The 23,867-nt window shown below is 36.4% G+C and carries 24 protein-coding genes; 17 read left to right on the forward strand and 7 right to left on the reverse strand.

Features of this window, described 5'->3' with window-relative positions:
* The first annotated feature begins 12 nt into the window (after positions 1–12).
* From IPM56_07705 to IPM56_07735, 7 genes are all read left to right on the forward strand, one after another.
* Positions 13–309: a cell division protein ZapA gene (locus IPM56_07705; GenBank protein QQS38252.1), complete on the forward strand. Its 297-nt coding sequence runs from the start codon at positions 13–15 to the stop codon at positions 307–309.
* Positions 310–543: 234 nt separating this feature from the next.
* Positions 544–2,106, forward strand: coding sequence for a ribonuclease Y (gene rny, locus IPM56_07710; GenBank protein QQS37819.1), 1,563 nt, complete (start codon positions 544–546; stop codon positions 2,104–2,106).
* Positions 2,107–2,126: 20 nt separating this feature from the next.
* The gene (locus IPM56_07715) at positions 2,127–2,729 is read left to right on the forward strand and encodes a dephospho-CoA kinase (GenBank protein ID QQS37820.1); all 603 of its coding nucleotides are present in this window, start codon (positions 2,127–2,129) and stop codon (positions 2,727–2,729) included.
* An 83-nt stretch (positions 2,730–2,812) separates the two neighbouring features.
* Positions 2,813–3,715, forward strand: a complete 903-nt coding sequence (locus tag IPM56_07720; GenBank protein ID QQS37821.1) for a proline dehydrogenase family protein — start codon at positions 2,813–2,815, stop codon at positions 3,713–3,715.
* A complete protein-coding gene (gene tsaD / locus IPM56_07725) occupies positions 3,712–4,737 on the forward strand; it encodes a tRNA (adenosine(37)-N6)-threonylcarbamoyltransferase complex transferase subunit TsaD (GenBank protein ID QQS37822.1) in 1,026 nt (341 codons plus the stop codon). Before IPM56_07720 ends, tsaD begins: the two co-directional genes overlap by 4 nt.
* Positions 4,738–4,745: 8 nt before the next feature.
* Positions 4,746–6,125: an endolytic transglycosylase MltG gene (gene mltG, locus IPM56_07730; protein QQS37823.1), complete on the forward strand. Its 1,380-nt coding sequence runs from the start codon at positions 4,746–4,748 to the stop codon at positions 6,123–6,125.
* Positions 6,104–7,798, forward strand: coding sequence for an Ig-like domain-containing protein (locus tag IPM56_07735; protein ID QQS37824.1), 1,695 nt, complete (start codon positions 6,104–6,106; stop codon positions 7,796–7,798). The genes mltG and IPM56_07735 overlap by 22 nt, the downstream gene beginning before the upstream one ends.
* A gap of 22 nt (positions 7,799–7,820) precedes the next feature.
* Here IPM56_07735 and IPM56_07740 read toward each other — a convergent pair whose 3' ends face one another.
* The 4 genes from IPM56_07740 to IPM56_07755 are packed head-to-tail and all read right to left on the reverse strand — an operon-like array spanning position 7,821 to position 11,226.
* A complete protein-coding gene (locus IPM56_07740) occupies positions 7,821–8,453 on the reverse strand; it encodes a cyclodeaminase/cyclohydrolase family protein (protein QQS37825.1) in 633 nt (210 codons plus the stop codon).
* Positions 8,454–8,471: 18 nt separating this feature from the next.
* Positions 8,472–9,494, reverse strand: coding sequence for a glutamate formimidoyltransferase (ftcD, locus tag IPM56_07745; GenBank protein ID QQS37826.1), 1,023 nt, complete (start codon positions 9,492–9,494; stop codon positions 8,472–8,474).
* Complete coding sequence (locus tag IPM56_07750) at positions 9,491–10,747, reverse strand: imidazolonepropionase (GenBank protein QQS37827.1); 1,257 nt, start codon at positions 10,745–10,747, stop codon at positions 9,491–9,493. The genes ftcD and IPM56_07750 overlap by 4 nt, the downstream gene beginning before the upstream one ends.
* A 5-nt stretch (positions 10,748–10,752) precedes the next feature.
* Entirely contained in the window at positions 10,753–11,226 is a 474-nt protein-coding gene (locus IPM56_07755) for an SPOR domain-containing protein (protein QQS37828.1), read from the reverse strand.
* Positions 11,227–11,498: 272 nt separating this feature from the next.
* Between IPM56_07755 and glgA the strand changes: the two genes are divergently transcribed.
* From glgA to IPM56_07795, 8 genes are all read left to right on the forward strand, one after another.
* Positions 11,499–12,992 carry a glycogen synthase GlgA gene (gene glgA, locus IPM56_07760; protein QQS37829.1) on the forward strand — a complete coding sequence of 498 codons (1,494 nt, stop codon included), beginning with the start codon at positions 11,499–11,501 and terminating at the stop codon, positions 12,990–12,992.
* Positions 12,992–13,564, forward strand: coding sequence for an HAD family hydrolase (locus tag IPM56_07765; GenBank protein ID QQS37830.1), 573 nt, complete (start codon positions 12,992–12,994; stop codon positions 13,562–13,564). The genes glgA and IPM56_07765 overlap by 1 nt, the downstream gene beginning before the upstream one ends.
* Positions 13,565–14,749, forward strand: coding sequence for a hypothetical protein (locus IPM56_07770; protein ID QQS37831.1), 1,185 nt, complete (start codon positions 13,565–13,567; stop codon positions 14,747–14,749).
* Entirely contained in the window at positions 14,749–16,002 is a 1,254-nt protein-coding gene (locus tag IPM56_07775) for a hypothetical protein (GenBank protein ID QQS37832.1), read from the forward strand. The genes IPM56_07770 and IPM56_07775 overlap by 1 nt, the downstream gene beginning before the upstream one ends.
* A gap of 66 nt (positions 16,003–16,068) precedes the next feature.
* Positions 16,069–17,289 carry a hypothetical protein gene (locus IPM56_07780; protein QQS38253.1) on the forward strand — a complete coding sequence of 407 codons (1,221 nt, stop codon included), beginning with the start codon at positions 16,069–16,071 and terminating at the stop codon, positions 17,287–17,289.
* A 113-nt stretch (positions 17,290–17,402) separates the two neighbouring features.
* Entirely contained in the window at positions 17,403–18,707 is a 1,305-nt protein-coding gene (locus IPM56_07785; protein QQS37833.1) for a serine hydroxymethyltransferase, read from the forward strand.
* Between the two features lie 62 nt (positions 18,708–18,769).
* The gene (gene tatC / locus IPM56_07790) at positions 18,770–19,471 is read left to right on the forward strand and encodes a twin-arginine translocase subunit TatC (protein QQS38254.1); all 702 of its coding nucleotides are present in this window, start codon (positions 18,770–18,772) and stop codon (positions 19,469–19,471) included.
* A 77-nt stretch (positions 19,472–19,548) separates the two neighbouring features.
* Positions 19,549–20,448 carry a polyprenyl synthetase family protein gene (locus tag IPM56_07795; GenBank protein QQS37834.1) on the forward strand — a complete coding sequence of 300 codons (900 nt, stop codon included), beginning with the start codon at positions 19,549–19,551 and terminating at the stop codon, positions 20,446–20,448.
* Between the two features lie 3 nt (positions 20,449–20,451).
* Here IPM56_07795 and IPM56_07800 read toward each other — a convergent pair whose 3' ends face one another.
* From IPM56_07800 to IPM56_07810, 3 genes are read right to left on the reverse strand one after another with little or no spacing between them, the layout of a single operon-like run.
* Positions 20,452–20,949 carry a universal stress protein gene (locus IPM56_07800; GenBank protein ID QQS37835.1) on the reverse strand — a complete coding sequence of 166 codons (498 nt, stop codon included), beginning with the start codon at positions 20,947–20,949 and terminating at the stop codon, positions 20,452–20,454.
* Positions 20,939–21,490 carry a cyclic nucleotide-binding domain-containing protein gene (locus IPM56_07805; protein ID QQS37836.1) on the reverse strand — a complete coding sequence of 184 codons (552 nt, stop codon included), beginning with the start codon at positions 21,488–21,490 and terminating at the stop codon, positions 20,939–20,941. Before IPM56_07805 ends, IPM56_07800 begins: the two co-directional genes overlap by 11 nt.
* An 8-nt stretch (positions 21,491–21,498) precedes the next feature.
* Positions 21,499–22,257, reverse strand: coding sequence for a 1-(5-phosphoribosyl)-5-[(5-phosphoribosylamino)methylideneamino] imidazole-4-carboxamide isomerase (locus IPM56_07810; protein QQS37837.1), 759 nt, complete (start codon positions 22,255–22,257; stop codon positions 21,499–21,501).
* A gap of 150 nt (positions 22,258–22,407) precedes the next feature.
* Between IPM56_07810 and IPM56_07815 the strand changes: the two genes are divergently transcribed.
* On the forward strand, positions 22,408–23,241 hold the full coding sequence (locus IPM56_07815; GenBank protein ID QQS37838.1) for an alpha/beta fold hydrolase: 834 nt from the start codon (positions 22,408–22,410) through the stop codon (positions 23,239–23,241).
* A gap of 7 nt (positions 23,242–23,248) precedes the next feature.
* Positions 23,249–23,818: a biotin transporter BioY gene (locus tag IPM56_07820; GenBank protein QQS37839.1), complete on the forward strand. Its 570-nt coding sequence runs from the start codon at positions 23,249–23,251 to the stop codon at positions 23,816–23,818.
* Positions 23,819–23,867: the final 49 nt, after the last annotated feature.

Genomic DNA, 23,867 nt, shown 5'->3' on the forward strand with positions numbered 1-23,867 from the left:
GGAAAAGACATAATGAGTGATAAAAAGAAGCTGAAAATAAAAATATTTGACAAAGAATATTCCCTGCTTGTTGAAAATGAAGAGATCGCAAAAGAGTTAGCCATATATGTTAACCGGGTGATGGAAGAGACCAAAGAGGAACTTCCTGATCAGCCCGCACAAACTATAGCCATTATTGCCTGTTTAAATATTGCATACGATCTGTTTATTGAAAAAAATAAAAACCGTGAATTTATGATTCAAGCTACTGATAAAATGAAAAAGATTAAGCTTCTTCTCAGTGAACCCAGTATGTCAGACCCATCTTAATTTAATTACCGCACTGTCAGTCCTTTATAATTGAAAAACTAACTTTCAAACTATGGGAGTTTGACTTATGACGTGTATTGCAGGCCCCATCTGACGGCTTGCCGGCAGAATGCGAAAGCATCAGCGGAAGCAAAAAACGTTCTAGCAGGTTCCCACACTGATATAATAGGGTTTTTCTCTATTAAATCGGCGACTGACAGATGCGGATAATATCTAATTCCACACGGAGGAAATATGGATCCATTACTACTAATACCTATGGTTCTTGTACTCGTGGTATTATTCTTCTATCTCGGATGGATGTTCAATTCAAGAGTTGGAAAAAAAAGTATTGTTTCTGCTGAAGAACGTGCAAAACATATTTTAGATGATGCACAGAAAGAAGCCACAAACCTTAAAAGAGAAAAGTTACTTGAAGTAAAAGATGAGTGGTATAAGAGAAAAGTTGAATTTGATAGTGAAATAAATCAGAAGAAACAGAAGTTCTCACATCTTGAAAAACAACTTACAACACGTGAAGAAAATATCGAAAAAAAATTCGACCTGGTTATCAAAAAGGAAAAAGAAAACAGGCAGTTTGAAAAAGAATTATTAGAACAAAAAAAGACTATTGAAATAAAATCTGGCGAGATTCAAAAGATTGAATCAGAACAGAATCTTAAACTTGAAAAAATTTCCGGTTTAACTTCTGATGAAGCTAAAAAAATGCTGCTTGAAAATATGGTTAACCAGGCAAAGACTGATGCTTCACAAACCATAAAAGAAATTCATGATCAGGCAAAAGCTGAAGCAAAACGTGATGCTCAAAAAATAATCGTTCAGGCTATTCAGCGAACTGCTGCCGACCATTCAATTGAAACAACCGTTTCAGTCGTTCAAATCCAAAATGACGATATGAAGGGCAGGATAATAGGCAAAGAGGGAAGGAACATTCGTGCCTTTGAGGCTGCCACCGGTGTTGATGTTATCGTAGATGACACACCTGAAGCAGTTATCCTTTCTTCATTCGATCAGTTCAGAAGAGAAGTTGCAAGAGTCTCACTTGAACGGTTAATAACAGATGGCAGAATCCATCCAGCCAGAATTGAAGAAGTTGTCGAGAAAGTCAGGCAGGAACTAGAAGAAGAAATGATTCGGGAAGGTGAAAACACTATTCTTCAACTTGGATTGCACAATATGCATCCTGAATTAATAAAACACATAGGGCGAATGAAATACAGATCAAGTTATGGTCAAAACCTTTTACAACATAGTGTTGAGGTTGCTTACCTGACAGGAATTATGGCAGCAGAGGTTGGACTTGATACCAACCTAGCTAAGCGTTCCGGTTTACTACATGATGTTGGTAAAACAGTTGACAAAAGTGTTGAAGGTCCGCATGCACTTCTTGGTTATGAATTAACCAAAAAATTTAAAGAACATCCTATAGTTGTAAATGCAGTTGGTTCACATCACGAAGATATTGAAATGGAACATCCAATCGCACCACTGGTTCAGGCAGCGGATGCAATTAGTGGTGCAAGACCCGGAGCAAGGCGGGAACCACTTGAAGGATATGTTAAGCGACTCGAAAACCTTGAAACATTAGCAAAGTCCTTTGAGGGTGTTGCAAAGACTTATGCTATACAGGCTGGAAGAGAAATTCGTGTTGTGGTGGAACAGGATAAAATCGACGATACAGTTGCCGATAAATTATCACGGGACATTGCTGGAAAAATTGAAGAGGAAATGGAATATCCCGGTCAGATAAAAGTTACAGTTATCAGGGAAGTGAGAAAAATCAGTTACGCAAAATAGGTCTGAATATTTTTTTATAAATGAGTAAAAAAAAATTATCGATCGGAATTACAGGAAATATCGGATCCGGTAAATCTACATTTGCCGGATTTGTTAAAGAACGGAATTTTCCTGTTATAAATGCAGATGACCTTGCCAAGAAAATTTTAAATGAAGACAAACAGATTCAACAAAAGGTTACGCGGACTTTTGGTGAAAAATGTTTTACAAAAGGATCTTTAAATAAGTCCTATCTTGCAGAAATAGTTTTTTCAAATGAGTCTAATGTTCAGAAACTTAACTCTATCATACATCCCGAAGTTATAAAACAATCCAAAGTATTAGTCACTGAATCCTTTAAAGAGCATTCCTTAGTTTTCACCGAAGCGGCACTCATTTATGAAGCTGATATGGAAGAACAGTTCGATTACATTGTATTGATAACAGCACCCATAGAAGTCAGGATGCAACGGGCGACAACTTCCGGGAAATTATCAGGTGAGAGTTTTCTTTTAAGAGATGCAAACCAGATACCTGAAGATGAAAAAAAGAAACGGGCTGATTTTGTTTTTGAAAACAGTGGTTCAAAAAAAGATTTGGAGAAAAAAACTGATTTATTAGTGATGATTCTTTCTTCTCTCTGAATTCCAGCCGGTGATATTCAACTCTTTGATTGATTTAGTAGTACCGTTCACATAAATTTGGAACGACATTTACAGGAGTTTTTGTGACGTTCATTAACAATCTTATCGTTTCTGTTGTTCAGTTGCTGCCCAAATCTGTAGTGGGGTTCTTTTCTAAAAAATATATTGCCGGTGTCACACTTGAAAAAGCTGTTGAGACTGTAGTATCCTTCAATAAAAAAAATATATATGCAACCCTCGATGTACTTGGCGAATCAATTAAAAATAAAGATGAAGCAATCCAATCTAAAAAAGAAGCATTAGAAGTACTTGATGCTATTGTTAAAAATAATCTGATGGCAAATCTGTCCATTAAACCAACACAAATGGGATTAAGTATAGATGAACAGTTTGCATATGAACAGATTGAAGAATTAGTTGAGAAAGCAAAACAGATTAATAACTTTGTGCGCATCGATATGGAAGATTCACCGTATACTGACGCTACCTTTCGTGTATTTAAAAAGTTACGTGAAAAGTATGATAATGTTGGGGTGGTTGTACAGTCATATTTAAAGCGGACTTATGATGATGTTGTGGACCTGAATAAGATCAAAACTAATTATCGTCTGTGTAAAGGAATTTATATTGAGCCCGAATCAATTGCATTTAAAGACAGACAAAAGGTCCGGGATAATTATCTGAAAGTTCTTGAACAAATGTTCAGAGACGGAAACTATGTCGGCATTGCAACTCACGATGATTACCTGATTCAAGGCGCTTACAGATTGATAAAAGAATTAAATATCCCAAAAGATAAATTTGAATTTCAAATGCTTCTTGGTGTTAAAGAAGATTTACGCGATAAAATAAATGCAGACGGCTACAAGATAAGAATCTATGTTCCTTTCGGTGAAAAGTGGTATGCATATTCCGTTAGAAGACTAAAAGAAAATCCGCAGATTGCCGGATATATATTCAAAAATATTTTTTCATTTAGAAGATGATTGTACTTGGAATAGAAAGTTCCTGCGATGAAACTTCAGTTGCAATTATTAAGGATGATCAGCTTAAGGCGAATTTAATTTCATCTCAGGATTTTCATTCATTGTACGGAGGCGTGGTTCCCGAACTGTCAAGCAGGGCTCATCTCCAGATGATTATTCCTTTAGTTAAACAGGCATTGCAGAAATCGGAAATAAAATTAAATGATGTCGATCTCTTTTCAGCAACAGCGGGACCCGGACTTGTCGGTGCTTTATTAGTTGGATTAACATTCGCTAAAGGTCTTGCCTTTTCGCTCAGAAAAGAATTTGTACCGGTAAACCATATCGAAGGACATATCTATTCCGGATTCTTAATGGAAAGCAAACCCGAGTTTCCAATATTAACACTGGTTGTTTCCGGCGGTCACACACTTCTTTTACTTGTTGAATCACACACAAAAATCTATAAACTTGGCAGCACCGTTGATGACGCTGTTGGTGAAGCATTCGATAAAGTTTCGAAGATGTTAGGATTCGGTTATCCCGGCGGCCCAAAAATTCAATCCGCCGCTAAAAATGGTGTGAACGATGAGATAAATTATCCAATTGCCGAATTAAAAAATGAATTCGATTTTTCATTCAGTGGTTTAAAAACTTCCGTACTCAGGTACATTGAAAAACATTATAAGAAAGATGAAATTATACCTGAACAAGAACTTGCAATGATTTCATACTCTTTCCAGGAAGCTGCAGTTGGAGCCTTAATTGCTAAAACGCAAAGAGCGTTAAAAAAGTTTAACGTGAATACACTTTCAGTTGTTGGCGGAGTTGCCGCAAATCAGTTATTAAGAAAAAAGTTTGCTGGGTTGGCAGAGTCTTATTCTAAAAAACTTGTTATTCCGGATTTAATTTATTGCGGCGATAATGCAGCGATGATCGCTTACAGGGCGCAAAAGGTTTTTGAAAATGGACAAAGATTTAACCTGAATGTAAGCCCTTATCCATCGTTACCAGTAAATGCGTTTTCTGTTTTTACAGGTTGATTTTATTTATGAATCAAATCGATAAAAAGAATGAATCTGAAAATTTGAATGAAGAAGAAATTCAACAACTGGAAAAACTCAGAAACGAGACTGATAAACTTGATAGAAAAATAGTTAAACTGATCGGCAAAAGATTTTACTATTCAATGCTGATAGGCAGGATTAAAAAGCGAAAAAGTTTGCCGGCATACTCACCTGATCGTGAAAAAAAAATACTACTGAATATTACTGAAGCAAATGAAGGTCCGCTTGACAATGAAACAGTTGCCCGAATTTATGAACGCCTGATTGATGAATCACGGGCATTCCAGCAAAAAATAATAAATCATAAAAGAGAATTGAAAGAACAACAACCAATATCAAAAATTTCCTGGAGCAAAATCCTTGGAAGAAAAGAACTGATAATCATTGCTTCAGTTTTTATCGTTCTGTTGATGATCTTTTATTATATACTATTCACAAAAAATTCATTTGACAAACAGGCGCCGTACAGATTTGAGATATCAATAGGAGAGTCATTCACATCAGTTTCTGAAAGATTGTATAAGGAAGAAATTATTCCAAGCAGGTTTAATTTCAGAATGGCGGCATTTATTTATGGTGCCGAGACAAAGATAAGATCAGGGAGGTATTCAATCCCGAACGATCTCAGCTATCTGGATCTGATTGATCTTTTCACAAAGGGTGATGCAGATTTTATAAAAACTGTAAAAATCTTTAATGGGGTTTCAGCAAAGTGGATCGCCGGAACTTTAATGCGTGAAGTGAAAGTTGATTCAGCCGCTTTTCTTTCTTTGGTGAATGACAGAAGTTTGATAGACTCGATGGGATATAAAACGAATTCACTTGACGGCTACCTGATGCCGGGAAGGTATTTACTTTTTGAAAATAGTTCTGCAGACGAGATCCTCGATACACTGTTACTAAATATGAATCTTTTTTTTAATGATTCGGTAAATCAGCAGATTCAAAAACAGGGCAGAACAAAACACGAAATTATCACCTTAGCATCTATCGTTGAAGGCGAGACGAATAAGATAGAGGAGATGCCATTGATCGCTGGTGTTTATTCAAATCGGCTCAGGATAGGAATGAAACTTCAGGCAGATCCAACCGTTCAATATCTTCAGCCAAACGGATGGAAAAGACTTTTGTACAAAGATCTGAGAATTAATTCTCCGTACAATACTTACATGTATGGAGGGCTGCCGCCGGGACCGATTAACAATCCCGGAAAAGAGGCATTGCTGGCTGCTGTTTATCCGGCAGAACATAATTATCTTTACTTTGTAGCTGATGGTACCGGAGGTCATAAATTTGCAAAATCATTTTCAGAACATTTAAAGAATGTAAACGCCTACAGGACATGGTTAAAAAATCAAAAGTGATTACTAAAAATATCTTCTTACTATTGACGGGAATAATTTTTTCATCCTGTGCGAATCAGTTGCCACCCGGCGGCGGTGAAGTAGATAAGATTCCACCTGAAATAATTCAACTATATCCGGAAGATGGTACAACTAATTATTCTGAAAATTATTTTGAGCTTGAATTTTCCGAGTATGTTGATAAAAGAACGGTTAAGGAAGCAATATTTATTTCTCCTGCAATTGATGGAGAATTAGAACTTAGCTGGACCGGAAAGAGTGTTGAGATCACATTTCCCTCTGAGCTTAGAAAGAATACAACTTACGTAGTCACAATAGGAACTGATGTTGTTGATCATAACAACAGGAACAGGATGGCTCAATCTTTTAGTTTTACTTTTTCAACGGGTGATAAGATTGACAGACGAATGATTACAGGTCGCGTTTATGATGAGAAGCCTGATGGAGTAATGATGTTTGCATATAAACTTGATACTGCCATTATTGATCCAACTGTGCTTAAACCGGATTATCTTTCACAATGCGGCAATGATGGAAGTTACAGACTATTAGGATTAAGTGCAGGAACCTATCGTGTGTTTGCAGTCAAAGATGAATTTCGCGATCTGATTTATAATATTGAGCAGGATAAAATTGGGGTGCCGTCACGGGATGTTGTTTTAAATGAAGATGATTCACTTTTCACCGGACTTAATTTTTTCCTGACTGTTAAGGATACAACGCCCCCGAGATTATTGACCGCTGCTATGACTGATAAGCATCATATACTTTTATCTGTCAGTGAGGAATTTGATTCATCAACAATCCTTTTGAATAACTTTACAATTTTAGATTCGTCCGCTGATAAAATTATTAAACCAAAATTTATTTACAGACAAACTAAAAAATTGACTGAATTAGTGCTGGTTTTAGGTGATAGTATTCCGGTTGAGAATGAATGTTTTGTTAATGCCGCAATGTTAAAAGATATTTCGGGAAATTATTTTAAGAATGATGTAATTCAAGTTACAGTAAATGATAAACCGGATACTTCAAAACCGGGAATCGTAAAGACAAATCCTGTGAATAGTTCAGCATCAGTAGATTATGCCGGTTCTGATTTTTCATTTTTCTTTTCAGACGCTTTTGATTCAAACCAGGTAAAACAGGGAATTAATTTTAGTGATACACTCGGACGAAAAGTGGATTACCGGATAAAATTCCCGGATGATGCATCATTGATGTTGATACCTTTAAATGATCTTGAAGTTCAGAAAGACTATCAGATAAAAATTGATTTGAGCAAAGTTGTTGACATTGCCGGCAACAAATTCGACACTACTTATGTATTTAAATTTAAAACAATAAGCGGGTTGGAATTTACTGGTGCTTCAGGCACGGTGATTAAAGAAAGTGAAAGCGATCAAATGCTCCTGATCCTTGAAAATCTTGGTGATAAAAAATTTACTTATAAGCAGCAGTTATCTGACGGGAATAAATTTAATTTTGAAAGAGTTGAGGCGGGAAAATATTTATTATGGGCTCACAGTTTAAGTGATTCAACTAATTTTAATTATGGACAGCCCTATCCATTCATACCATCAGATAATTTTTATTTCTATCCGGATACCTTGACATTACGACCACGCTGGTCACTGCTGGATATTATTTTCAACTCAACAAAAAAGCAGTGAGGTTATCACTGCTTTCCATTCTTTATTTCTTTTTTAGTTTGTAATTAATCTCATTTAGTATTACAACTGATTCAGCCCTGATATCATTGTAAATCAAATCAGTTTTATTTTGCAGATCAGAAGCTGCTGACTGATCTTTTAATGCTGAACAATTAATAACTACATTAAGCATTGCACCCTGCGCAGCGCTTTTTAGCAGCGATACCGCCACTCCCGCATCTGAAAGTGAATTCTGATTTCCCTTTTGCGCAACAACCTGGACTGACGGAATAACATTTTTGCAAACCTTAATAACTTCAGCGGGCACATTTGCGGCACCCATTGTAGCTTCTTCAATTTTTGCATCACGTTCTGATTTTTGTGCATCTGTTTCTTTAGGCATTTTGAATGCTGCCATCACTTTATTGAAAGCTGCATTATCCTCTTCAGCCAATTGAAGAAATTTTTCTTTGAAGTTTTCAAGCTGAAATTTTACATCCTTCAGTTCTTCTTCAACTTCAATGTATTTCTTTTTCCCGATTGAAAGATTGCAAACCATGATTCCCAGACTGCATGCAAGCGCACCACTGAAGGCAGCAACATTTCCACCGCCAGGAGTGGGGGAGTCGGATGCAACTTCATCAAGATAGTTTTGTAAAGATTTATTCAAATCCATTCTTCACCTTTTTTGTTTTCATTCCTGAATTAAATAGTCAATTATTTTTTTGTTTTTATCGAAAGAGTTAAGAGAACTGAGTCCAAGTTTTTCAATAGCAGTGTCAACAAGAATATTTTCGTTGTTTTCTTTCTCACCGCAATAAAATTTTCCGGCTTGAATTATTGCTTCCAGAGGAACAAGACCGACAATTTCACTGCCGTCAACTTCTGCACCAAGCCTTTTAGCCTCTTTTTTAACTTCTTCAAAAGCTGTATGGATTGCAGTGATGTTGTAGTTCGTCAAGTTCATTGATACCTGTGTTATATTATATTTATCGAGCGATACACCCATACCTTTAACCTGTTTAAGTCTGCCGGGAATTTTTATTGTTTTGCCATCCACTTTAATCACGTTTCCTTGCTCATCCTTTTTTGTTGTTCCGGATTCACGCAATGTTTCCGCAATTTCTTTAGCAATACTAATATCGGTTGATTTAATATTCACGTTATAAGCAACAAGAAAGAATCTTGCGCCTGTAACTATCGCTCCAAGTTTAGGATTGAAAACAGATTCACCAAAATCGGGTTTCCATTCAACTTCTTTTAATTTCAATTCAAGTCCTTCGTATTCACCTTTGCGGATATTGGAGAGATTGGTACGTTCCGGTTTTCTTGCCGAGGATTCATAAAGGTATACAGGTACATTCAAATCTTTTGCGATTTGTTCACCAAAAGCTTCGGATATTTTTTTGCATTCATCCATTCTGACATTTTTTACCGGGACAAAAGGAACAACATCAATTGCTCCTAATCGCGGATGTTCACCTGAATGATTTCTCATGTCAATACTTGATGCAGCAGCTTTGCAGGATTCAACCGCAGCATTAAGAATTCCGGTTTCATCGCCTGCCATAGTTACGACCACGCGGTTATAATCGGCATCCGGCTCAAGATTTAAAAGTTTAACATTTTTTACAGAATTAATTGCATTCGAAATTTTATTAAAAGTTTCCTGGTTTCTTCCTTCACTGAAATTTGGAACACACTCTATTATCTTCATGAATTTCCTCCGGTTGAGTCAAAAATTATTCGTCCGTTTTTTATAGTCATGATATTAAGATTTTTTCCGACATTGTAAACAATATCTGAATATTCATCTGTATCAAAAATTGAAAGGTCAGCTTTTTTATTTATCTCAATACTCCCGCGATCATCACTTAGGTTCAAGGCACGGGCAGCATTAATAGTTACGGCTGAAATTGTTTCTTCAATAGTCATCTTCATATTTAATGCAGCAAGGCTCATAATAAGTGACAAATCATTTATATGCGATGACCCTGGATTATAATCTGTCGCTAAAGCAACGATTGCATTGTTGTCAATTAATTTTCGTGCCGGCGCGTATTGATATTTCAGAAAAAGTGAAACTCCGGGAAGCAGAACGGCAGTTGTGTCAGTCGATGCGAGATAAGGGATATCTTCATCCCTAATTGCTTCAAGATGATCAACACTGATTGCGCCGGCATCAACGGCTGTTTTCAATCCTCCGATAGTATTGAATTGTTCCGTGTGAAGTTTTAATGACAGCCCAAATGATCTTGCCGCGTCAAAAATTATTTTTATTTCATTAGAAGAAAATGCTGTTGATTCACAAAACCCGTCGCAGAATTTTGCGAGTTTATTTTTGGAAATGTGAGGCAGCATTTGATCTATAATTAAATTTATATAGCCCAAGTGATCATTTTTATATTCAAGAGGGAATGTATGCGCACCTAAAAATGTTGGAACAATATCAATTGGAAAAACTTCATCAAGATATTTTATTAAATGAAGCAGCTTGATTTCATTTTCAAAATCTAATCCATATCCGCTCTTAATTTCCAGAGTCGTAATTCCGCGGGAAATGTAGTACGATATTCTTGGCGAAACTATTTTTACAAGTTGTTCAAACGAAGAATTACGGACTGCATTAACTGTCGTAATTATTCCACCGCCAGCTTTTGAAATCTCTTCGTAAGTCGCTCCATTTAATTTCATACGGAATTCATTGGCTCTGCTGCCTGCAAATGCTGTGTGAGTGTGACAATCAACTAAACCGGGCAGGATCACTTTGTCTTTCACATCAATAATTTTATCGAACTTTGTTGATTTCAGATTGGAGGAAGAAATCAAATCCTTGATAACATCATCCTCTACAATGATTGAATGATCTGTCAATAGAGAAATATCATTCAGTTCCTTACCTCTTTTTACATTTCTTCCGCTTGTATTTACAGTGACAATCTGGGCAGGATTTTGAAGAAGGGTGATCATAATAATTATTGAAAGATGTTTACTTCGTCGCTGATTACTCTTGATTCAGAATATCCCATCTGGTTAAGCTTAAACTGAAGATTATTAGCATCGGAGATTTTTATGTAATCTCCTACTTTTACTTTATAGAATGGAGGTTCAAACGAAACATATACTTGTTTCTGGTTAGTAATAAAATATATCTCAGATTTTATCTGGTTTGCTTCCTCCAGGTCATCCGTAGCTAGCACTTCAACTCTATAGCCTCTTGTTTTTGTGACCGATACTGAATCTGTTTCAATCTTTTCATCCTGTTCATAACTGTACCAAATATCCTGATGCTTGCCTTCAGGCGTTGAAGTAGAAACAAATCCTGAATCAATTTTAATTACTGCTCTATATTTTGAAATATCAAATGTCGCATCAATATAGCCTGAGAGTTCAGATTTATTCATTTCCACAGTCAATGCGTTTGAAGTATCCTTACTTTCCGATTCCATTGAATCTCTTTTCTCTGTATATCTGGATCCAGTCGCTGAACTGCACCCGGCGAGCGGAAGTATCAAGTATGAGAAAAGTAAAAATATTATTAGTCGGTTTATCATCAGAAAAAATTGTAATTCTATCCGCAATATAAAACTATTTGCTCTTTACTGAAAGAATTCGAACTCATTGAACCTGAGAACTAAAGATAAAGTAACATATAAAGTTTTTTTTAGAAAAGACTGAATTTTTTCGTAAATTAACACACTCAATAATTATTTGTTGTAAAATGGCCGCAAAAAAATTTAAAATCCTTTTCGTTACCTCAGAAGTCGTTCCTTTTGTCAAAACAGGTGGTTTAGCAGATGTCTCAGCAGCTTTACCTCAAATGCTTGCAGAGTTAGGACACGAGGTTCGCATCGTTGTTCCAAAATACGGTGCAGTTGATGATCGTAAATTCAAAATTCATGAAGTTGTCAGGTTAAAAGACCTTCAGATAAAAATTGGTGACAAAGATGTTGTATTCTCTTTGAAGTCCTGTTTCCTGCCGGGTCAAAAAGTTAGAGTGCAAATTTATTTTCTTGACAACCAGGAATATTTTGGCAGCAGAAACAGTCTCTACATTGATCCAATGAAGGGAACTGATTATCCTGATAATGATGAAAGATTCATACTTCTGAGCAGGGCTGTCTTTGAATTAATTTCAAAACTTGGCTGGATACCGGATATCATTCATTGCAATGACTGGCAGTGCGGATTAATTCCTGCATATCTTAAAAATCTGTACAATGAAGAGCCTCAGTTTGAATCTTTCAAAACTGTATTCACAGTGCATAATCTTGAATACCAGGGAGAATTTCCAAAATCATCATTCAAGAAAACCGGACTGCCTGAATCACTCAATTCTGAAAAGGGAATTGAACTGAATGGAAAAATAAATTTCATGAAAAGCGGGTTGCTTTACGCTGATGTGATTAATACGGTAAGCGAAACTTATGCGAATGAAATCCGTACGGATGACGAACTCGGTGGAAAATTAAAAGGTGTACTTGCAAAAAGAAAAAATGATCTTTACGGAATAATCAATGGAATTGATACACACGTTTGGAATCCAGAAAAAGATAAACACCTTGTAAAAAAATACACTTCAAAAAATCTTGAAAACAAGATTGAGAATAAAAAACATCTGGCAGAGAAGTTTGGATTTAATTACGATGAGAATACTCCTATAATCGGGTTAATATCAAGATTGTTTGACATCAAAGGATTTGACCTGGTTAGCAAGGCATTTCCTGAACTAATGAAAATGGATGTTCAGATTGTTCTGCTGGGAACAGGTGATAAGAAGTACCATACTTTTTTTGAAAAGATGGCGCAAAAGTTTTCTAAAAAATTCGCTTGTTATCTTGGGTTTGATGATGAACTTGCTCACCTTATTGAAGGCGGCGCGGATTTATTCCTTATGCCTTCCAAGCACGAACCGTGCGGTTTGAACCAGATGTACTCGCTTGTTTACGGAACTGTACCTCTTGTACGTCATACTGGCGGTTTGGCAGACACAGTAATTAAGTTTAACGAAAAATCAGGCGATGGAAATGGTTTCGTATTTTCTGCCTACGATGTTACTTCTCTTATGAAAGAAATTAAGAGAGCTGTAAAAACATTTGGTGATAAAAAGTCATGGCAGAAGATTATGAAAAATGGAATGAAGTCTGACTTTAGCTGGAGTTCATCAGCCAAGAAATATCTTGAATTGTATAAGACAACTTTGAATAATAATTAATGTCCGGATTAGCAGTATTTCTTGACAGGGACGGAACTCTGAATGAAGATCCGGGCTATCTTGGAGACCCATCTTCGGTAGTATTATATCCGGGGACCGGAGAGGCACTTTCACTTCTTAAAGAGAAAACAAATGCAAAGTTGATTGTTATATCGAACCAGTCAGGAATTGCGCGTGGTTTAATCACACACGATGATGTTAAAAAAGTCAATGAAAAGATTAACGAACTGCTAAGCAAAGACAATGTGAAGATTGATACATTTTATTACTGTCCGTACCATCCCGATTTTAATTCTGAAGACGAATGCAGATGCAGAAAACCTTCACCTCAATTAGTAATGAAAGCTGCCGAAGAAAATGATGTAGATATGCAAAAATCATATTTTGTTGGTGATGCAGTAAGTGATATTGAATGTGGGTGGAATTCTGGAATCAAGACAATTTTGGTAAAAACAGGGTACGGATTGGACAGCCTTTCTATATTGCAAAAACAAAATAAATTTCCCAGTTTTGTTGCCGAAAATATTTCGGATGCGTGTAAAATAATAATTAATGATTTTTCCGGAGATTGAGTGAACCGACAAATTGTAGCAGTACTTCTATCCATACTTTCAGTCATTTCTTTTACTTCATGCAGTGATTCTCCGTCTTCAATCGGTAGTGACTTGTTATCAGGTGATGGAATAATTGTAAGTAACTTAAATTCATTCACTGATTCTTTACAGCAATCTTCTTCATTTTACCGTGATAAAATTTCTCTTGGTAATTCTTCAAGATTATTCCTTGGTAAGAAAAATAATTTTGAAGCTTCAATTCTTCTGAAATTCTTTTATGTACTTCCTGACTCATTGATTGCAACAATAAACAATGATAGTCTTTCAGTGATTCAGGCAAAACTTAGATTGTCAAAAGGTTATGTTTACAGCAAGGATGATGAATCTCTCCCTATAGATTTTACCGTACATAAAGTGAATAGTTCGTGGACTGCAAACTTCACCGAAGACAGTCTTCAACTGCTAAACTATGATATGACGGATTTGAGTAGTGACAGATCATTTTCAGACACGCTGTACTCCTTTATACTGAACAGTTCGGAAGCGATGAGCTGGCTGGAGGAATCCGCCGATACAAGTCTTCCGATAAGCAATGGTATTTATATTCTACCTTCACAATCTTCCCAAAAGATTGTTGGATTTGAAGCTTTCTCAGAAGGACTTACAAATTTTGCAACGCTTGAGACAGTTTTTCAAAGACTGGATGGATTAACAGACACTCTATATGCAACGTTAATAGCCGACGTATCTATACTAAAAGAGACTACTCCAATCCCTGCAAGCACTAATATTATTTTACAGGCGGGACTTGGTTATATGTCTGAACTGTCATTTGATTTAAGTTCGATTCCTAAAAATGCTGTAATAAATTATGCGGAACTTCAGGTGACAAAAGATACACTATCATCGGTGCTTGGGGATGAATTTACAAATAGCCTGCTTGCGTTTTTTGTAGTTGATAGTGCGACCAATGAATTGGATAGCACTACATCTGCTGCTTTATTTTCAGACGATACATCGTTCAGTGGAAATATAACTACCTATGCGCAAAGGTGGCAGTCAGGTGAATCGAACCAGGGACTTTTACTAATTCCTTCCGGGTTAGTTGAAGGTCTGGAATTATTTGTTCTGCGTGGAAGTACTGATGCTGATATTTCAAAACGACCAAGATTAAAAATCACTTATACTACTATTAAACAATAATGATAAAAAAAATATTTAGCTGCTCGATAGTCTTCTTTACTCTGATGTCAACTTTGACAATTGCTCAAAGCAGTTCACCTTATTCAAGATTTGGTATTGGTGATATAATGCATTCATATTCATCGAGAAGTCTCGGTATGGGTGAGCTTGGAACAGCGTCAACCGATGGTGAATTTATATCATCAATTAATCCTGCAGGCTGGTACAAAATGGGTAGGACAAGGATTGAACTTAGCTTAAAATACTTCGGTACAATCGTTTCTGATGACAACAATAAAAACTATTATGGTTCGATGGAATTTAACGGTTTAACTTTTGCATTTCCTGTGAGCAGTGAATATGGAATGAGTGTTGCCGGGGGGATGATTCCATACAGTAATGTTGGATATAAAACGCAGCAAACAGTCAGCAGCAATTTAACTACCGGCGACTATAATCTTGAATTTGAAGGAAGCGGCGGGCTTACTAAAATCTTTTTGGGTTCATCATATAAGCTGCCTTTTGATGCTGTACTTGGTGCATCACTGGATTATTATTTTGGTAATCTAAATTATAGATCAAGAATTGATTTCTTAAACTCAAGTAATTATGACACTGAGTTCAACAGGAAATATAATCCATCAGGATACGGTTCAACTATTGGAATTATTTCACCGGACTTCTCAGGCTTTCTAAAAAGCGAAGAGATTAGTGATTTCAGATTAGGTTTATCACTGGGACTTTTTAGTGAAATGGATGTAGATACAAGTCTGTTTTCATCTTCACCTCTTCAAAATGATACTTTATCTATAAATAAAGTAAAAATGAAAATTCCATTACAAACTGCTATTGGATTAAGTTTTGTGATGTCTAAAAATTATCACGTGTATGTAGACTATCTTATGCAGTCGTGGAGTAATTTTGAATTCGACAGTAAAAAATCTGAACAACTTCAAAACTCCTTTATATTAAGTGCCGGTATGGAATACAAGCCATTGAAAGAGCTTGGCGCAACCTTTTGGGAACAAATAATCTGGCGATGCGGTTTAAGTTATGAGAAGACTCCTTACTTTGTTAATTCAACTTCAATTAATCAGTATGCGGTCTCAGCAGGACTTTCATTTCCAATGAGTTCTGCTAATACGATAGATCTGGGATTTCAGTATGCAATGCGAGGAACTACAGACTCGAACCTGCTTAAAGAAAATTTATTCAGATTTAATTTAGGCATAAGTTTTGGAGAACTCTGGTTTGTAAGACCAGAAAATAAGTAAAACAACTTTGAGGATACTAAATTGAAAACGTTACAAAAAATCGGTTTAAGTTTATTCATAACTTTTATGATAACTCAAACCGCTTACAGCAAAGGTTTGGTAACAGCACCTGAACCATGTGATTCATTAAAGATGATTGAGCTTTACAGCTTATTCTCAGAGTATCACAAAAACAAAGATTATAAAAGTGCACTGCCTTATGGATGGCAGGTTTTGGCTTGTGATCAGAAAAAATTTGCTAAATGGATTTATTATAAAATGGAAGACTGTTTATGGTGGATGCATGATTCTTCTGATTTGACCGATGTTGAAAAAACCGCACTTGCTGATTCAATGCCTGGATTCTATGATATGGCATATAATAATTACCCCGAATCAAAACCATTTTTCCAACCTCACAAAGCTTATGTTTTTGAGACATGGTTGAATAAGCCAGCAGAAGAAGCTATCAAAGAATATGAACTAGCTGCACAGTTGGATCCTGAGATGGCTGAGTATTATTATAACCGGTTAGTGCTTCTGTATGTGGCTAATATCGCAGAAACAAATGACTATGAACTCAAAGCTGCTGAACTGTATATGTCAATGAACGAAATGTTTCCGAACAGGGGATATGATGATAAGGCTGCCGAACTGCTAGGTGATTTAGGTAAGATAGCCGATATCTATAAAAAATCATGGGAAGCTGATCCTGAAAATGCTGAAAAGGCCTGGAAGTATGCATCAGTTTTAATCAAAGGTAATATGTGGACTGATGCAATTGTTCCTCTTGAATTTCTTGTAGGAAAATCGCCGGAAGTTGTGAACTACTGGGCTCAGCTTGCTACAGCTTATCAGAAAACGGATGATCTTAATAAAGCCGAAGCTACTTTCAAAAAACTTATTCAACTTGAGCCTGATAAAAAGGAACATTACCTGAATCTCGGTATAGTTTATAAAGATAAAGGACAGCTTTCTGCTGCCAGAACTCAGTACCAAAAAGCAAGTGATGTCGGAAATGGCTGGGCACTTCCTATTTATTATGAAGGAAATCTATATGAGCAATCTGCGAGAAGCTGCGAATTTGATTTCGATGCTAAACTGGTTTTCCTGTTAGCTGTTGAGACATATAGAAAAGCAAAGAATATGGATGCATCAATGACACAGGCACAAGAAAGAATAAATGCTTTGTCAGTTGCGGTTCCAACTCAGGAAGATTATTTCTTCAGAGGATTTAAGAAAGGTGATGTGATCCCAATCAATGGAAAGTGTTCAACCTGGGTCGGCAGAAGTGTAACCGTTCCATAAGACGACAATCGAATATTATTATTGAAAAGGTTTCATGCTTCTCATGAAACCTTTTCTTTTTGAAATCAATATTCTTAACTTTCAAATCATTTTTAACATTTTACTGAATTTTTATGAACACCTTTCTAAAAGAAGATAAAGAAATCTACCAGGTTGTCACATCTGAGTTCAAACGTCAAACAGAAAAATTAGAATTAATTGCATCAGAAAATTTTGTAAGCCCTGCGGTACTTGAAGCTGCTGGTTCCGTTCTTACAAATAAGTATGCTGAAGGTTACCCCGGAAAAAGGTATTACGGTGGTTGTGAATTTGTAGATATGGCTGAAGATATTGCCCGCGATAGACTAAAAAAATTATTTAATGCGGAGTATGTAAATGTTCAGCCACACAGTGGTTCACAGGCGAATATGGCTGTCCTGATGACCTTGCTCAAGCCGGGAGATAGTTTTTTAGGATTAAGTCTTGCACACGGTGGTCATTTGACACATGGGTCTCCCGTTAATTTTTCAGGACAACTTTACAAAGCAATCGGTTATACTTTAAATCCTGATTCTCATCTGCTTGACTATAATGTGATTGAAGATATTGCGAAAAAAGAAAAACCAAAGTTGATTATCACCGGTGCGAGTGCCTATTCGCGTGATTGGGATTATGCAAAGTTTCGCCAAATAGCTGATTCGATAGGAGCCTATCTGATGTGTGATATGGCTCATCCGGCGGGATTAATTGCTAAAAGATTTTTATCAAACCCGCTTCCTTACTGTGATGTTGTTACTTCAACTACTCATAAGACTCTCCGTGGACCAAGAGGCGGTGTTATTCTTATTGGCAAGGATCAGGAAAACAGGATGGGAATAAAAACTCCGAAAGGTGACAGGTTAAAATTAATGTCAGAATTAATTGACAGTATGGTAATGCCTGGAATTCAAGGTGGACCTTTAATGCATGTTATAATGGCAAAGGCTGTTGCTTTTGGTGAAGCACTTCAGGATAGTTTTAAAACCTATGGTCAGCAGGTAATAAACAATGCAAGAACATTAGCTGATTCACTCGTCGGGTTTGGATTCAAAGTAATTTCAGGTGGAACGGACAATCATTTGATGTTAATTGATCTTAATAATAAAAATGTAACAGGCAAACAAGCCGAGATTGCATTAGAGAAAGCAGGCATCACAGTTAATAAAAATATGATACCGTTTGACCAACGAAGCCCATTTGTAACAAGTGGTATACGTATCGGAACGCCTGCTGCAACATCACGAGGGATGAAGGAAAGCGAAATGAAAAAAATTGCGGAGCTTATTAATTCTGCCGTTTCAGCATTTGAAGATGAGGATGCATTGAGTAAAATAAAATCGGATGTTAAAGTTTTGTGTTCGGGCTTTCCACTTTATTCTCAACTTAATCAGAAGAATTAAAATTGTCTGACCAGGATTTTACAGAAGAATTTATAGGCGAAGAGGAAGAGCGGGAAGCTGAAATGACCTTCCTCGATCATCTTGAAGAATTAAGATGGCGACTTATTTATGCCTTAATCGGACTGGTTGCAGCAACTGCTTTTTGCTGGATCTTTATCGATTATCTTATTGAATTTATCCTGCTTAAACCCGCCAAAGATGCCGGTGCAACGCTGCAAAACCTTAGACCTTTCGGGCAGCTTTTCATGTATTTTCAGGTGTCAATTGTAGCGGGAATAATCCTCAGTTTGCCTAATATCTTTTACCAGGTATGGAAATTTATTGCACCTGCATTAAAGAAAAGAGAACGAAAATATATTTTTCTCATCGTACTTTACTCGACTGTCTGCTTTCTGGCAGGGATTGTATTTGCATATTACATTATGCTTCCGCTTACTTTGAAGTTTGCTTCGCAGTTTGGATCTTCCGAAATAAGCAATGCGTTCGCAATAGATGAATACCTTTCAATTATTATAAGCGTTATGCTTGCAGCAGGACTGATATTCGAACTCCCAATGGTTTCATTTTTTCTTTCGAAACTTGGAATACTTACACCGGCATTCATGAAAAAATACAGACGTCATTCAATTGTCATCATAATGATCTTAGCGGCATTCTTAACACCGGGCGCGGATCCGGTTTCACAATTAATTCTCGCAGCACCTCTACTTGTTCTGTATGAAATAAGCATTTTCATTTCAAAATTATCTGTACGAAAAACTTGATAAAAAAAGATCTCACTGAAATCAGTAAGCCGATAAAAACTGAACTTGAAAATTTTAACGAGCTTTTCAAGAAGTCGATGAAGTCAAAGGTTGGTCTGGTTGACCTGGTAGCAAATTATATTATGCGCCAGAAAGGGAAAAAGATTCGTCCCTTACTCGTTATGCTTTCAGCAAAAGCAACCGGCGAAGTTAATGACAGATCTTACCGCGGCGCTGTACTGGTTGAATTGCTTCATACTGCTACTCTTGTACATGATGATGTAGTTGATAACGCAGATAAACGAAGGGGATTCTGGTCAATCAATGCGATATTTAAAAATAAAGTTGCAGTGTTGATGGGGGATTATCTGCTCTCACGAGGATTGCTGATCGCCGTTGATGGTAAGGATTATGATTTTCTCGGTGTTATTACTAACACAGTTAAGCGAATGTCTGAAGGGGAACTCCTGCAAATACAAAAGACACGTAAATTGGATATTGATGAAGAAACTTATTTTAAAGTTATTTCAGACAAAACTGCCTCTCTGTTAGAAACGTGCTGTCAGATAGGTGCTATGAGTTGTACAACAAATCCTGAACTGCAGGAAGCGATGAGAATTTATGGTGAATCACTTGGAATTGCATTCCAGATTCGGGATGATATACTTGACTATGAAGGTACTGCCAGTTTAATTGGCAAACCTGTTGGCGGTGACATAAAAGAAAAAAAAATTACTCTGCCCCTGATTTATTCACTTAAACAAGTGGATAAGGGTACGGCAAACGGTATCAAACGTTTGTTGAAGAACGGAAATAAAAAGGGAAACGTTACCGAAGTAATTAATTTCGTAAAGCAGAACAACGGGATTGACTATGCCCTTAAATCGGCAATACAGTATTCACAAAGAGCTAAAGATGCTTTAAAAATATTTCCTGACTCAGCAAGTAAATACGCGCTTGAATCTCTCATTGATTTTGTAATAGAAAGAAAAAACTAAAACTTATTCCTTGCTTCTCGATTTATTCAATTCATCTTTAAAGTTAAAACCTTTAATCGGTTCACGCAGTGTCAGAACCGGACAGGGAGCTTTTCTGACAACCTTTTCCGCTGTGCTGCCAAATAGTATGTGTTCAACACCAGTATGACCATGAGTTGAAATAATTATAAGGTCAACGTCTTCTTCCTTTGCAGTATCTATTATTTCATAAAAAGGTTTACCTGTTTTAACCAATGTTTTTTTCACAAGGTCTTTTGGAATTTCTGTCTCTGCTAATTTTTCAAGTTCCTCCACAGCCCTTTTATCCATTTCAAGACCTGTTGTAGGGATTGCAATTTGTCCCATACTGAAGTCAGGTGGATAAATTATTGGCTCAACAACGTAAACAAGAATGATACCTGCGTTAAACTGCTTTGCAAAGTTTACAGCATAGCGTAATGAACTTTTTGAGTAATCAGAAAAATCGATCGGGACCAGAATTTTTTTATAATTAAGTGCCATGATCCTTCTCCATATTAATTAACAATTTACTATGAAGCGCAATATGATCTTCATTTAGTTTTCTTAATCGCATTGTAAGCAGGTGATTGATACCCTTTAGAATTTTTATTCCTTTTTTAGGATGAGTGTCAATGAATTCATCTAGATCAGGTTTGAATATTACAGCAACACTTAAATCCGTTTTTGCAATAGCAGATGCGGAACGTTTTTCGCCGTCGATAAGCGCGAGCTCGCCAAAGAAATCATTCTTGGAAAATGTGGCAAGTGAAATAAGTTTGCTTTCAACATTTCTCTGAATTATAACCTCACCTTCAATAACAATATACAAACCAATACCCGGGTCACCCTGATAAAATACATATTCACCAGCCAAGTAGGTTCTTTCATGAACAAAACCTGCTAATGATGCTAATTCTTTTTTTGTAAATTCAGAAAAGACTGGTATGGATTTTAAAGCTTCGAGCAAATCATTTTTTTTAGATGGACTATTAAAAAAGTTTGACCAGAAACTGCTATGAATTATTTCGCCTTTTTCTTCCATAGTTTACCTTAATTAAAAATTCCAAGTTCGGCAACGCGCCATAGTTTTTGACAGGGAAACCGGTTTTCATACAGCGCCCGACCGATTATTACTGAATCCACACCGGATGAAATCAATGTTTGTACATCTGAAAGCTCGTCTTTATTTCTGATTCCGCCCGAGTGTGTAATTCTAACGCCTGTGATATCTGCGACCTTTTTTGTAAGTGCTAAATTGGGACCTTCCATCATTCCGTTCTTAACAACATCAGTAACTATAAATCTTTCTACACCAATTGATTTCATCTCAGTAGCAAAACTATAGCAGTTGATTCCAGTCTTTGTTTTTCTTCCTCTTGTCACCAGTTCACCATCAATCACATCTAACGCTACAACTATTTTTGATGGTCCGTAAAATTCAAAGAGGTTAACAAATTCATTTCTGTTTTCAATTGCCATAGTGCTCACTACGAGCCGGGCAATTCCTTTATCGATTATCATTTTTGCATCATCAAATGTTCTTATTCCGCCTGCAAATTCTACAGGAATAATTACAGAAGAACAGATTTCGCCGACGACATCAAAATTTTGTTTGGAATTATCAATGGCTGCATCAAAATCAACAACATGAAGCATCTTAGCGTTTTCAGCCCGCCATATTCTTGCCATCTCGACCGGATCATTGCCATATTCCGTGCAATTTAGTTCGGGTATTCCCTGAACAACTCTTACTGTTTTTCCGCCTCGAATATCAATTGATGGTATGACAAGAAGAAATTTATTCTTCATTCGGTGCCTTATGAATTGAATGATTGAATTTTTCTGTATTAAAATAAATAATAGCTGTTCAAAAGAAAACACTTTTAATGTAGTTCCTGTACGCCGGCATTCAAGTGAATTTCTTGACTTTTCTGACTATAATACTGATATTTGAAACCGATGCGCAAAGATTTTGTATTACTGAAAGACGATACAGAAAGAATAAGTGTATCCACTTTTGGTAATTCTAATCAAAGCGGTAGTCCCTGTATAATACTTGTTCACGGATTTAAGGGATTTAAGGACTGGGGATTCTTCCCTTATACTGCTGAATATTTTTCTAAGCAGGGATTTTTTGTTCTTACATTTAATTTCAGTCATAATGGAATTGGTTCTAATGAAACTGAATTTACCGAACTGGATTTGTTCGCTAAGAATACTTTTTCCAGGGAAGTATCGGAACTTGAATTCATCATTCAATCTTTACTTTCAGGTAAATCAGGACTTCCCCAAAAAACTAATATCATTTTGATAGGACATAGCAGAGGCGGAGCAATTGCTGCTCTTACTGCCGGTAAGTTTAATGAAGTCTCTTGTTTAGTTCTCTGGGCTTCAGTGTGTAAGTTAGACAGGTACACAAACCGTCAGAAAACCGAGTGGAAAAAAGATGGAAAGATTGACGTTCTGAATACCCGAACTAAACAAATTTTGTCATTGAATGTTTCACTCCTTGAAGATATTGAAAAGAATTCATCAGGATCTTTGAATATTCAAAATTCAGTCGCTTCCTTTCACAAGCCATTACTTATAGTTCATGGCGATCAGGATGTGACAGTTCCGGTTAAAGAAGCTTATCAGTTATTTGACTGGGCTGATAAATCCAGCACTAGCATATGCATTATTGAAGGAACGGGACATACGTTTCATGTTCAACATCCTTTTGAAGGACTGAACGATAAATTTGAACGAGTACTTGAAAAGACTAACAATTTTATAAAGAAAAATCTTAATTGAGGTAAATATGATTATCAGTGAAAATCTTAAAAGTTTAAAATCTATAAACACAGTAAGCAGAATTTTCTCATCTTCACTTTTTGGAGTGTTGTCGTTTGCGTTACTTACCGCAGTAGCAGCACAGATCGCCATACCTGTAAAACCTGTTCCATTTACTTTACAAACAATGATTGTTTTATTATCCGGAGCTGTTCTCGGTGCCAAAAAAGGATTCTACAGCCAGGTAATATATTTAACATTGGGAGCAATCGGTCTTCCGGTTTTTGCCCAAACACCTGACGCAACATTTGGTATAGCAAGATTAATAGGTCCAACCGGTGGTTATCTTTTAGCGTTTCCATTAGCTGCTTTTCTGATTGGTTACTTAATTCAAAAAAATAAATCTTATACCACAGTTGTGGCATCAATGTTCTTTGGTGAACTGTTGATCATAACTATCGGTGTTTTTCATCTCAACTTATTTTACGTTCACAACTTTAAGGTAGCTGTACAAACCGGTGCTGCAATATTCTCTGTGTGGATGGTTATAAAAGTTTTTGTTGCCGCAGCAATCTTTTCAAGATTTAACAGAAAATAAAATTATAGCTACTGCTTCTTTTTAAGTTCAACTTCTCTCAAACAATTTG

The organism is Ignavibacteriales bacterium, from assembly GCA_016700155.1.
GTDB lineage: Bacteria > Bacteroidota > Ignavibacteria > Ignavibacteriales > Ignavibacteriaceae.

What these genes read in the sequence shown, in the direction of transcription:
- IPM56_07705 (QQS38252.1), top strand. Translation starts at nt 13, where the DNA reads ATGAGTGATAAAAAGAAGCTGAAAATAAAAATATTTGACAAAGAATAT.
- rny (QQS37819.1), top strand. Translation starts at nt 544, where the DNA reads ATGGATCCATTACTACTAATACCTATGGTTCTTGTACTCGTGGTATTA.
- IPM56_07715 (QQS37820.1), top strand. Translation starts at nt 2,127, where the DNA reads ATGAGTAAAAAAAAATTATCGATCGGAATTACAGGAAATATCGGATCC.
- tsaD (QQS37822.1), top strand. Translation starts at nt 3,712, where the DNA reads ATGATTGTACTTGGAATAGAAAGTTCCTGCGATGAAACTTCAGTTGCA.
- mltG (QQS37823.1), top strand. Translation starts at nt 4,746, where the DNA reads ATGAATCAAATCGATAAAAAGAATGAATCTGAAAATTTGAATGAAGAA.
- IPM56_07735 (QQS37824.1), top strand. Translation starts at nt 6,104, where the DNA reads ATGGTTAAAAAATCAAAAGTGATTACTAAAAATATCTTCTTACTATTG.
- IPM56_07740 (QQS37825.1), bottom strand. Translation starts at nt 8,453, where the DNA reads ATGGATTTGAATAAATCTTTACAAAACTATCTTGATGAAGTTGCATCC.
- ftcD (QQS37826.1), bottom strand. Translation starts at nt 9,494, where the DNA reads ATGAAGATAATAGAGTGTGTTCCAAATTTCAGTGAAGGAAGAAACCAG.
- IPM56_07750 (QQS37827.1), bottom strand. Translation starts at nt 10,747, where the DNA reads ATGATCACCCTTCTTCAAAATCCTGCCCAGATTGTCACTGTAAATACA.
- IPM56_07755 (QQS37828.1), bottom strand. Translation starts at nt 11,226, where the DNA reads ATGGAATCGGAAAGTAAGGATACTTCAAACGCATTGACTGTGGAAATG.
- glgA (QQS37829.1), top strand. Translation starts at nt 11,499, where the DNA reads ATGGCCGCAAAAAAATTTAAAATCCTTTTCGTTACCTCAGAAGTCGTT.
- IPM56_07765 (QQS37830.1), top strand. Translation starts at nt 12,992, where the DNA reads ATGTCCGGATTAGCAGTATTTCTTGACAGGGACGGAACTCTGAATGAA.
- IPM56_07775 (QQS37832.1), top strand. Translation starts at nt 14,749, where the DNA reads ATGATAAAAAAAATATTTAGCTGCTCGATAGTCTTCTTTACTCTGATG.
- IPM56_07780 (QQS38253.1), top strand. Translation starts at nt 16,069, where the DNA reads ATGATAACTCAAACCGCTTACAGCAAAGGTTTGGTAACAGCACCTGAA.
- IPM56_07785 (QQS37833.1), top strand. Translation starts at nt 17,403, where the DNA reads ATGAACACCTTTCTAAAAGAAGATAAAGAAATCTACCAGGTTGTCACA.
- tatC (QQS38254.1), top strand. Translation starts at nt 18,770, where the DNA reads ATGACCTTCCTCGATCATCTTGAAGAATTAAGATGGCGACTTATTTAT.
- IPM56_07795 (QQS37834.1), top strand. Translation starts at nt 19,549, where the DNA reads ATGAAGTCAAAGGTTGGTCTGGTTGACCTGGTAGCAAATTATATTATG.
- IPM56_07800 (QQS37835.1), bottom strand. Translation starts at nt 20,949, where the DNA reads ATGGCACTTAATTATAAAAAAATTCTGGTCCCGATCGATTTTTCTGAT.
- IPM56_07805 (QQS37836.1), bottom strand. Translation starts at nt 21,490, where the DNA reads ATGGAAGAAAAAGGCGAAATAATTCATAGCAGTTTCTGGTCAAACTTT.
- IPM56_07810 (QQS37837.1), bottom strand. Translation starts at nt 22,257, where the DNA reads ATGAAGAATAAATTTCTTCTTGTCATACCATCAATTGATATTCGAGGC.
- IPM56_07815 (QQS37838.1), top strand. Translation starts at nt 22,408, where the DNA reads ATGCGCAAAGATTTTGTATTACTGAAAGACGATACAGAAAGAATAAGT.
- IPM56_07820 (QQS37839.1), top strand. Translation starts at nt 23,249, where the DNA reads ATGATTATCAGTGAAAATCTTAAAAGTTTAAAATCTATAAACACAGTA.